The following is an 8,210-nucleotide window of genomic DNA, read 5'->3' on the forward strand; positions in this document are numbered from 1 at the left end:
CTGACACGCCATAGACGCGCGCCGCATGGGCTTTGGAAAAACCGCCCTCTATCACCGACAGCGCCATCTCCTCTCGACGCAGCGGCGTGAGACGGGCATTCTTGTGAATGTTCATTCGGACCCTCCGGTGAGTGCTGAAGCCTGGTAACTCCAGTCTCCTCGGTCCGGTCCGAATGGACAACCTCCTGAAAGCTCACAGCTAGTCGACCGTGAACAATGTTGACCGCTAAGCGGCAAGCTGCTTCGGCCGGTTCAGGAACGCGGTGATCAAGCGCACAAAAACGCTTTCAGCCACCTGAGCAGGAGGGAGAAGTTGTAGCCGGCTGCGGCCAGGATGGCGTTGATCGCACCACCTTGGGTTGTGAGCGAGGTAATTGTGGCCCATGTTGTTCTTGACGTGGCCGATCACCGGCTCGATGGCCGATCGGGCCGCATCTGGCGCTTGATGGCCGGTGGCACGCGGCGCTTCTGACGGGCGGCGAAGATCCTGAACTGTGGCTTTGCGGCGCGTTGTGGCCGCGGTAACCGGCATCGGGGAGGATGCGCTCGATCTCGGCACCGGTGGTATCTTCCATAGAAGGAATAATCTTTTCGAGCGTGTGCTCGTCGTAAGTGTTCCCGAGCAAGAAGAAGCCGTGCTTGTATGCGATCCACCGATGGCCGTCGAGAGACAAGCCTCCGCCGGTGACGACGCAATGCAGATGGATAGAGCAGGTTCTGACCCCGGGTGTGCAGCACGGCGAAGGACCCGATCTTTGCGTCGAGGTGTTTGGGTCGGCAGTGATGGTGCGCAGGGTCTCAGCGGCGGCACGGAAGAGCAGGCCATACACGAGTGCCTTGTTCTGATAGGCGATGGTGGCGAAGGCGCCGGGCAGCGTGAATACGACGTGAAAGGATTCTGTGTCGAGAAGTTCGGCGCGACGATCCTCCAGCGATTGCGCGCGACTCAGTGACTGGCAGCGGGGGCAACGGCGAATGGCGGCAGGTCAGCTGAAGGAAAGTTCAGGTTCCCCGAACATGCCGGCGTCCGGCACGACCCCGAGACCCGGGCCCTCGGGCAGTTTGATGTGGCCGCCCACGATTTTCACGCCCTTGGGGTCATACGTTCCTTCGATATAGGGCTCGGCCACCCAAACGCCCTCCAGCAGTCGAGGTTGCACCGTGGCGCCGATATGAGTGCAGGCGGCGGCGATAATATCCCCACCCCAAGCGTCGTCGCAGGTATGGGGCATGCTGCGCGCCTCGCAAATGTCACGGAACGTGGCCATGGCGTGCAATCCCCCGATCCGTGTAACCTTCATGCCGAAACCGTCGCAAAGGCCCGTCCCAGCAGCGCGGATGACCGTGGCCAGATCCTCGCCATTCTCGTCGATATAGATGCCGTGATGGACCTGCCCCCGAATAGCGGCGATCTCTTCCAGTGTGTTGCAGGGCTGCTCCATGATGAAGGGAATGTCTCGGCATTCCCGGGAAAGCCGCAGGGCGTCACAAGTCGTCAGGCCGCGATTGCCATCAGCGGCCAGCCGCACGCCCTTGCCACAGATCACCTCCCAGACCTTACGGAGGACGGCGATATCCACCTCCACCGGACGGCCGCCGACCTTGACTTGGAGGCGCGGAAAGCCCTCGGCCGCTTTCTCAGCGACGATCCTGGCGGTCTCGTCGGGGTCCCCGAGGCCTGTGGCAAAGTAGGAGGGTACGTTTTCGGTGGCAGCCCCACCCAGAAGGTCGGCCACCCGCACTCCATAAGCCTTGCCCATTAAATCATAGGCTGCGATGTCAATAGCAGCTTTGGCATAGCGATGGCCGTTCAACAGGCCATCCATCTCCCGCCGCAGGAGTAATGGTTCCAGCGGGTTGGCGCCAATCAGCCCTGGAGCCATCTCGTCCAGCGCGGCGCGGGCACCCTTGGCGTGTTGCGGCTGGTAGGTTGGTCCAACCGGGCAGGTTTCGCCCCAGCCGACGAGGCCTGTGTCGGTGACCAGCTTCACCAGCGTGGCGTCGAGTGACCACACTTTGGCTTTCGCCATGATATGGGGGCCATTCCTGACCGGCAGATCATGTGCGTAGACGTGAATTTCCGTGATCTTCATGGTTTATCTCCTCTAGGAGGGGTGCCGGTTGGGGCATCAGAGTACGACAGAACGGTCCTGCGCTGGGTTCGTTCGAGACAATGCGCCTCCAGAGATGGGAGCGCTCGTGAATAGAAGAAATAAACCACCTTTCTTGCCGAAGATGGTCCTCTCGCCGACAATCTGGACTCTCGGCGAGGCCCTAGCAGCCCGCGCCGACTGGACTGTCGCCTGGGAACTTCCACCACCCAATGATGGTAACCAGATCGGCCTCAACGGGCCCTCGTCGGAGTGAGTGGTCGAATGTTGGGAAAGCGGTCCTTCTCTGCCCCATATGAATAGGACGATCTCGAAACTGACGGAGCCAGTGCTGTACTTGTGATATCAAGCCTCATTTTGAACGATATCGTTCTCACGTCTATTACTCCCCTGGGCGCAACGCCGCTTGTGGGAAAAGTTGCTTATTGGACACCATCGACCCAATCGAATGTCTCCAGTAAGGACTGACGTTGATGACATAATAACCTTCGCAACGAAGTTTGCGTACTGAATTCTGTCCAATTTTTGCGTAGGCAACTTTCCTTGCCATCGTGTGCACAACCAACTGTGCGTTCTATTATACTTACCTGTAGCACGAAGCAATATGGGTAAATACACGCTTGGTAAAGACTTTGTTGCGTGTTCGTAAAGTTAGATTAATATGAGGCTCGATGTGCCTATGATCCTTTGTCTCTTGGACAGTTCGAAATACCTCGCCTTTGGAGCCGGATTTTGATTCACTCGGCGCGTTGATTTGGGCGGAGGCAGTGGATGCGGGGACAGGCTGGTTTCTGGGACATTGACGAGCGCTATTTGCGGCTGAGCGAGGCCGGCGATCCGCTGGAGAAGCTGAACGCGGTAGTGCCGTGGGAGGTTTTCCGCAAGCCGCTCGGCAAGGCGCTGAAGCGCTCCGGTGGCGCGAAGGGCGGCCGGCCACCTTACGATCCGGTGATGATGTTCAAGATCATGGTTTTGCAGGCGCTCTACGGCCTGTCTGACGAGCAGGCCGAGTTCCAGATCCAGGACCGACTATCCTTCATGCGCTTCCTCGGGCTGGGGCTCGGCGACAGGGTGCCGGACGCCAAGACGATCTGGCTGTTCCGGGAGCATCTCACACAGGCCGGCGCGGTGGACAACCTGTTCGCCCGTTTCGACAAGCACCTCGGCAAGGCCGGCTACCTGGCGATGGGCGGGCAGATTGTCGAAGCCACCATCGTGGCGGCGCCCAAGCAGCGTAACACCGCCGCCGAGAAGACTGACATCAAGGCGGGCAAGGTTCCGGACGAGTGGAAGAACAAGCCCGCCAAGCTGCGCCAGAAGGACCGCGACGCGCGTTGGACGGTGAAGTTCTCGAAGGCGGAAAGGCGCGGCAGCGCGACATCGCCATCCCCGCCTTCGGCTACAAGAACCACGCCGCGATCGATCGTCGGCATGGCTTCATCCGCGGCTGGAACGTCACGAGCGCGGCGGCCTATGATGGCGCACTCGCAATGTCCTCAACCGCGCCAACACCGGTTCGACTGTCTGGGCCGACACGGCCTATCGCTCGAAAAAGAACGAGGAGTGGCTGGAGAAGAACGGCTACGTCTCTGACATCCACCAAAAGAAACCGAAGGGTCGGCCCATCAGCGAGGCGACGTCGCGGGCCAATGGGCGGAGATCGAAAACCCGCGCATTCGTCCAACACGTCTTCGCGCAGCGGAAATCCAGGATGGGCCTGTTCGTGCGCACGATCGGCATCGCGCGGGCCAGATCAAGATCGGCATGGCCAACCTCGCCTACAATCTCACCCGCTTCGTATGGCACAGGGGCGAACTGCGCCCGCATGACGGCGAAAACCGCTGACGCGACGCCGAAGTCAAATCGGCCATCCACCCAGGAAAGGGGCGAAACCTTGTCATAGAGTCAGATTCGCCCAACTGCCCCCGTTTTGTGCGGATCGTGTCCACGGACGTGGTGTAGCTGACGGCCTTGATCGCCGTGCTCTCCGGCGGGGGCCGGGATGATCAGCGCGCCACTGCCGGCAGGCTGATGAGCGGATCATCGCTCATCTGACTGATGGTCTCAAGATGGGGTGGATGCCAGCCTTCTCCGACGGCATCGCAACGTGCCAAGTTCGTGGTGTTAGAGCCACGCAAAGGAGAGGCAGGCATCCATGGAAAAAGTTACCATCGTCGGAGTCGATCTGGCAAAGAACGTGTTTCAGCTGCATGGAGCAACGGCTGATGGAACAGTCGTGTTCCGCAAAAAGCTGTCGCGCCTGCAGTTTTGCAAATTCATGGTGGGTCAGCCACCATGTGTCGTGGCTATGGAGGCGCGCGCCGGTTCCCATTATTGGGCGAACCGTGCGCGTGCCTGTCCATTCTTGCGCTTTTCAGGATTGGCCGTAGACGTGGCAGCCGTCGAAGGCACAAAAAATTCTGACAAATCGGTGGGCCAATCCGGGGAGTTTTTGCAGTCGCGAGTAATTCGGCAATAGACACCCGCATGCGCCAGCGATTTTTGGCGCATCGTCTAGGTACGATATGCAAGCGCTTAGTCTTTGACGGTTCGGAATTGCTTCGCCATGCGTATTCGGGGCAGCGCGCGCCCGGCTCTTTCGCGCTCTAGATGTTTAGTCCCGGCATTTGCTGGAGCGGATTTAGCCTGAAGTGTTGGGTTTGAGTTACCCACGCCTTGCAGATGAACTCGTAGGGTGTGAGGCCCCTGAGGGTCTTGAGCCTACGGGCGAAGTTGTATGCCGTAACGAAGTCGGCGAGGTGCTGCTGGAGCTGATCGTGGCTCTCGTAATAGAAGCGCTTGACGGTGGCGTCCTTGATGGTGCGGTTCATCCTTTCGACTTGACCGTTATCCGGTATGTGATCTGTGGTGCCTGCATGTCCCGCTGTTCTTGTTTTGGAACGGCCTTATGGTGAGCCCATCCGGGACGTGGGGCAACGGGAGCACGAAGGTGCAGGCAGGCCGGCAATAGACCGTGGGGCTGAGAGCCCGAGCTCGTTACATGGCCGCCCCTCGCGACTTTCCCGGATGCGCTGTGAGCGCGGATCAGTAGATGCCGTGTTGCCTGCTAGCTCCCGTCTTTGACCGAGCCAAGAAGGAGGAACGGGCATGCGCATCATCGGACTGGATATCCACCGCGCCTTCGCCGAGGCGGTAGCTTGGGAGGACGGCAGGCTCAGGCGGCTGGGTCGTGTCGACATGCGGCGCGCGGTCGTCCGTGCGCGACAGGAGAATCGCGCAGATTTATCAAAAAGGCTCTTGTCGATCACATCAGTGGTCCACAGGTGCCTGGCCTTGGTGGTCCGGTGTTCGATGTCGTTTGTGGCGCAGGCATATTCGAAGGCGTGCGCCCGGATTGGATGCCGTTGTCGGTGAGCACGGTGTGGATCTTGTAAGGGACGGCCGCGATCAGCCGGAGCAGGAACTCTTTAGAGACGGCGGTGATTGACCGAGCCGTGTCACGCAATCGGGCCCAGCTCTGGATTCCGCCGCCAATTGGGAGCAACACGATGCCACCCTAACACACCTCTTGACCTCAGCATCGTCATGTGAGCCTGGGATCAAACATCTGGCTCCGTCGCGATGTCACATCCGAGACCACAGCTTGCCGCCCGTTGCCCAGTTATTCGGTTCGTACTCGTCGAAGACGACATGGATCTGTTCCGGCCTCAGGTTCATCTTCTCGCAAAACAATTTAGTAATTTCGGCGACCAAATCTGCTTTTTTGTCATCATCCGCCCTGAAAGTCTCGACATGGATAACGGGCATCGCTTACTCCTGTTGGATTTAGTTTGCTTGATACGTCTGAATGGCACTTAAGTCACAGTCGAGGCTGGCGGCTATTAGACACTGATGGCCGGCCGTAGGCCGGAGGGAAGGGCACTTCAAATGAGTATTTTTTGGCCACCCGCAAAATCACGAGTTATGACCGTAACCAGCGGACATACGTACCAGTTCCCAATGTATGCGGACAGCGGTCAGGACTTATCGCCGCCCCTGACCTTACTTAACGGGCTGCGTGCGTCAATGCTGGCCATGCGGCTGAGGGTAGAGGCGAGCTTCTATGCTCGCGCAAACCAGCAAGTACGAACGTTCCCGTTGCCGCGCCATGCTGGTCGAGGTCGCCTGGGCGGCAGCGAAGGCGCCCAGACCGATCAGAGGCTTCTTCCCGCGCATCCGGACATCGAGCGTAGCGTCGACGTCGAGCGTCACGCTTTTCGGCGGCGCGGCATAGCTCGACAGCCACAGATCGACCAGCACGCGGCCGAGCCTGTCATCGGGCGATGAATATTCCCTGATTGTGGGCATCGAAAATTCCCAAGTTGGCGCTGCTGCCGCCAGCTCCGGGACGCGTCCCGGAACTGGCGGCTTTCGCCCCGGTGTCGATAGTCCGTCCCGACTTTATGGGACGGGAGCGGCGCTGGTGGTCCAACTTGGAGAACTTCTGATGATATTGGATCTACACCGTCAGGGCCTGTCCGTGACTGCGATCGCCCGGCGAACGGGCCGCGATCCCAAGCCGCAAATACATCGATTGCGGGCTCGAACTCCCCGCCTACGGGCCGCGGCAGGCGGGGCGGCCAAACAAGATTGCACCGTTCGTTGACTATTTGCGCGAACGGGTCACAGCTTATCCCGACCTCTCGGCCGTGCGCCTGACGCGCGAGATTCGTGAGCGCGGCTATGACGGCGCCTACACCGCCGTGAAGCGCTTCGTCGCCGCGATCCGGCCGCAGGAGCAGGTGCGTCCTTTCGAGGTGCGGTTCGAGACCCCGGTCGGATGTCAAGCACAGGTCGACTTCGCGCGCTTCGTCACCGAGTTCACCGACGCGCCGGGCGTGATGCGGCGCGCGTGTAGTTTACGGCAGGGAGCATAATGCCCTCGCTGCGCAGCCACAGATGCACCTGCCGGATGCTCTGCCGTTCGTCGAAACGCCGGAATACAAGATCGATCGCCTCGCGGATCCGCAGATCTGGGTCTTTCTCGATCCGGTTCCGGCCCGAGTTGACGTAACCGATCGCCACCGCCAGGAAAAGTTCGCCCGTCGTGCCTTCTCCTTCAGGGCTTCGATCGAGCGGGCCCGCAGGACCGAAAGTTCCAGTTCGCTCATCGTGCCCTTCATGCCGAGCAGCAGCCTGTCATTGGGATGACGCGGTTCGTAGATGCCGTCCTCGTCGATGATGAGTGTTCCGACAAGGCCGCAAAACGCGATGAGCGTATGCCAGTCCCCACCATTGCGGGCGAGCCGGGAGGCTTCAATGGCGAGGACCGCACCCACCCGACCTTCGCAGATCGCCGCCAGAGGCTTCTCAAAGCCCGGACGGCTGATGCCAGACCCTGAACGGCCGAGATCTTCATCGATGACGATGGCGTCCTTCCAGCCAAGAGAGCGTGCTCGCTCAGCAAGGCCATACTGGCGTCACCGGCTCTTGGGATTGTTGACGAGTTGATCGGCCGTGGATTGCCGGACATAGACATAGGCGCCGCGCGCGAGATGTTCAGCGGTGATCTTCATGATCTGCCTCCCGTCCCGTCTGGCTCACCACCACTTCTCTCAGCAAGGTCTCGATCAGCGGGAGGGTGCGTTCCCGGACTTCGCCCGGAAGACTCGATGGAGGAGCCTTCGTGGAAAACAAGTCCGGCTGGTCGGTTCGGCATTGTCTGCGCTGCATGGTCGTCTCCTGCCTGGCGTGAGTCGCTCTGCAGAAAACGTAGACATGCATCGACCTCGCGGCGCAGGTCGCGCAGGCATGAAAGGGGAAAACGGGGTGCCTCGCGAACCGCCGTCGTCTGGGCGATCTCTTCCGTCATCCGGATGGGAATCAGCGCCAGGCTGCCATCCGGTTGCCGCCCGACATACGCCGGCTCGCCGCAATAGCGCTGGCAGCCCGTAATGAAAATCTCGCCGCCCGAACGCGGATGAAAGGCGTAGCGGACAATCTTCTTTGCCCCACCATCCTGATAACGGGCATTGGACTAACCCGCTCCGCGTCGCGGAGCGGCAAGGAAGCGATGCACCGACGGGCGCGGTCTTGCGTCGTCCGTAGCGTCGGTCATGCATGCAAAAGGAGCTCCAACTGCGCGAGCATGGGGTGGCT

Annotated in this window: 4 protein-coding genes and 7 pseudogenes; 3 read left to right on the plus strand and 8 right to left on the minus strand. The window is 60.2% G+C overall.

All coding sequences use genetic code 11. From position 1 onward, the window contains the following. From PU724_RS32905 to PU724_RS32920, 4 genes and pseudogenes are all read right to left on the minus strand, one after another. A pseudogene (locus PU724_RS32905) lies at positions 1 to 115 on the minus strand (IS481 family transposase); the annotation flags it as partial. Positions 116 to 267: 152 nt separating this feature from the next. Continuing rightward, positions 268 to 830, minus strand: a pseudogene (locus tag PU724_RS32910) (transposase). Between the two features lie 90 nt (positions 831 to 920). Then, positions 921 to 977 (minus strand): annotated as a pseudogene (locus PU724_RS32915) (hypothetical protein); the annotation flags it as partial. A 9-nt stretch (positions 978 to 986) separates the two neighbouring features. Beyond that, complete coding sequence (locus PU724_RS32920) at positions 987 to 2,093, minus strand: mandelate racemase/muconate lactonizing enzyme family protein (RefSeq protein ID WP_354425935.1); 1,107 nt, start codon at positions 2,091 to 2,093, stop codon at positions 987 to 989. Between the two features lie 789 nt (positions 2,094 to 2,882). On the opposite strand from PU724_RS32920, the pseudogene PU724_RS32925 reads away from it, so the two are divergent. Both PU724_RS32925 and PU724_RS32930 read left to right on the plus strand, forming a co-directional pair. Next, a pseudogene (locus tag PU724_RS32925) lies at positions 2,883 to 3,956 on the plus strand (IS5 family transposase). Positions 3,957 to 4,266: 310 nt separating this feature from the next. Further along, positions 4,267 to 4,452: pseudogene (locus tag PU724_RS32930) on the plus strand (IS110 family transposase); the annotation flags it as partial. Between the two features lie 265 nt (positions 4,453 to 4,717). Here PU724_RS32930 and PU724_RS32935 read toward each other — a convergent pair. The 3 genes and pseudogenes from PU724_RS32935 to PU724_RS32945 all read right to left on the minus strand — a co-directional run. After that, positions 4,718 to 4,960, minus strand: a pseudogene (locus PU724_RS32935) (integrase core domain-containing protein); the annotation flags it as partial. Positions 4,961 to 5,696: 736 nt separating this feature from the next. After that, the gene (locus PU724_RS32940; RefSeq protein ID WP_354425933.1) at positions 5,697 to 5,879 is read right to left on the minus strand and encodes a tautomerase family protein; all 183 of its coding nucleotides are present in this window, start codon (positions 5,877 to 5,879) and stop codon (positions 5,697 to 5,699) included. 255 nt (positions 5,880 to 6,134) lie between these two features. Beyond that, a complete protein-coding gene (locus PU724_RS32945) occupies positions 6,135 to 6,419 on the minus strand; it encodes a hypothetical protein (RefSeq protein ID WP_354425940.1) in 285 nt (94 codons plus the stop codon). 115 nt (positions 6,420 to 6,534) lie between these two features. Between PU724_RS32945 and PU724_RS32950 the strand changes: the two are divergent. Then, positions 6,535 to 6,958, plus strand: a pseudogene (locus PU724_RS32950) (IS21 family transposase); the annotation flags it as partial. 12 nt (positions 6,959 to 6,970) lie between these two features. Here PU724_RS32950 and PU724_RS32955 read toward each other — a convergent pair. Beyond that, positions 6,971 to 7,480 (minus strand): recombinase family protein, encoded by a 510-nt coding sequence (locus PU724_RS32955; protein ID WP_426213793.1) that lies wholly within the window; start codon positions 7,478 to 7,480, stop codon positions 6,971 to 6,973. Positions 7,481 to 8,210 lie beyond the last annotated feature (730 nt).

It is taken from the genome of Mesorhizobium abyssinicae, assembly GCF_049887195.1.
GTDB lineage: Bacteria > Pseudomonadota > Alphaproteobacteria > Rhizobiales > Rhizobiaceae > Mesorhizobium > Mesorhizobium abyssinicae.

Coding starts and splice junctions, on each gene's coding strand:
- PU724_RS32920 (WP_354425935.1), bottom strand. CDS start 2,093: ATGAAGATCACGGAAATTCACGTCTACGCACATGATCTGCCGGTCAGG.
- PU724_RS32940 (WP_354425933.1), bottom strand. CDS start 5,879: ATGCCCGTTATCCATGTCGAGACTTTCAGGGCGGATGATGACAAAAAA.
- PU724_RS32945 (WP_354425940.1), bottom strand. CDS start 6,419: ATGCCCACAATCAGGGAATATTCATCGCCCGATGACAGGCTCGGCCGC.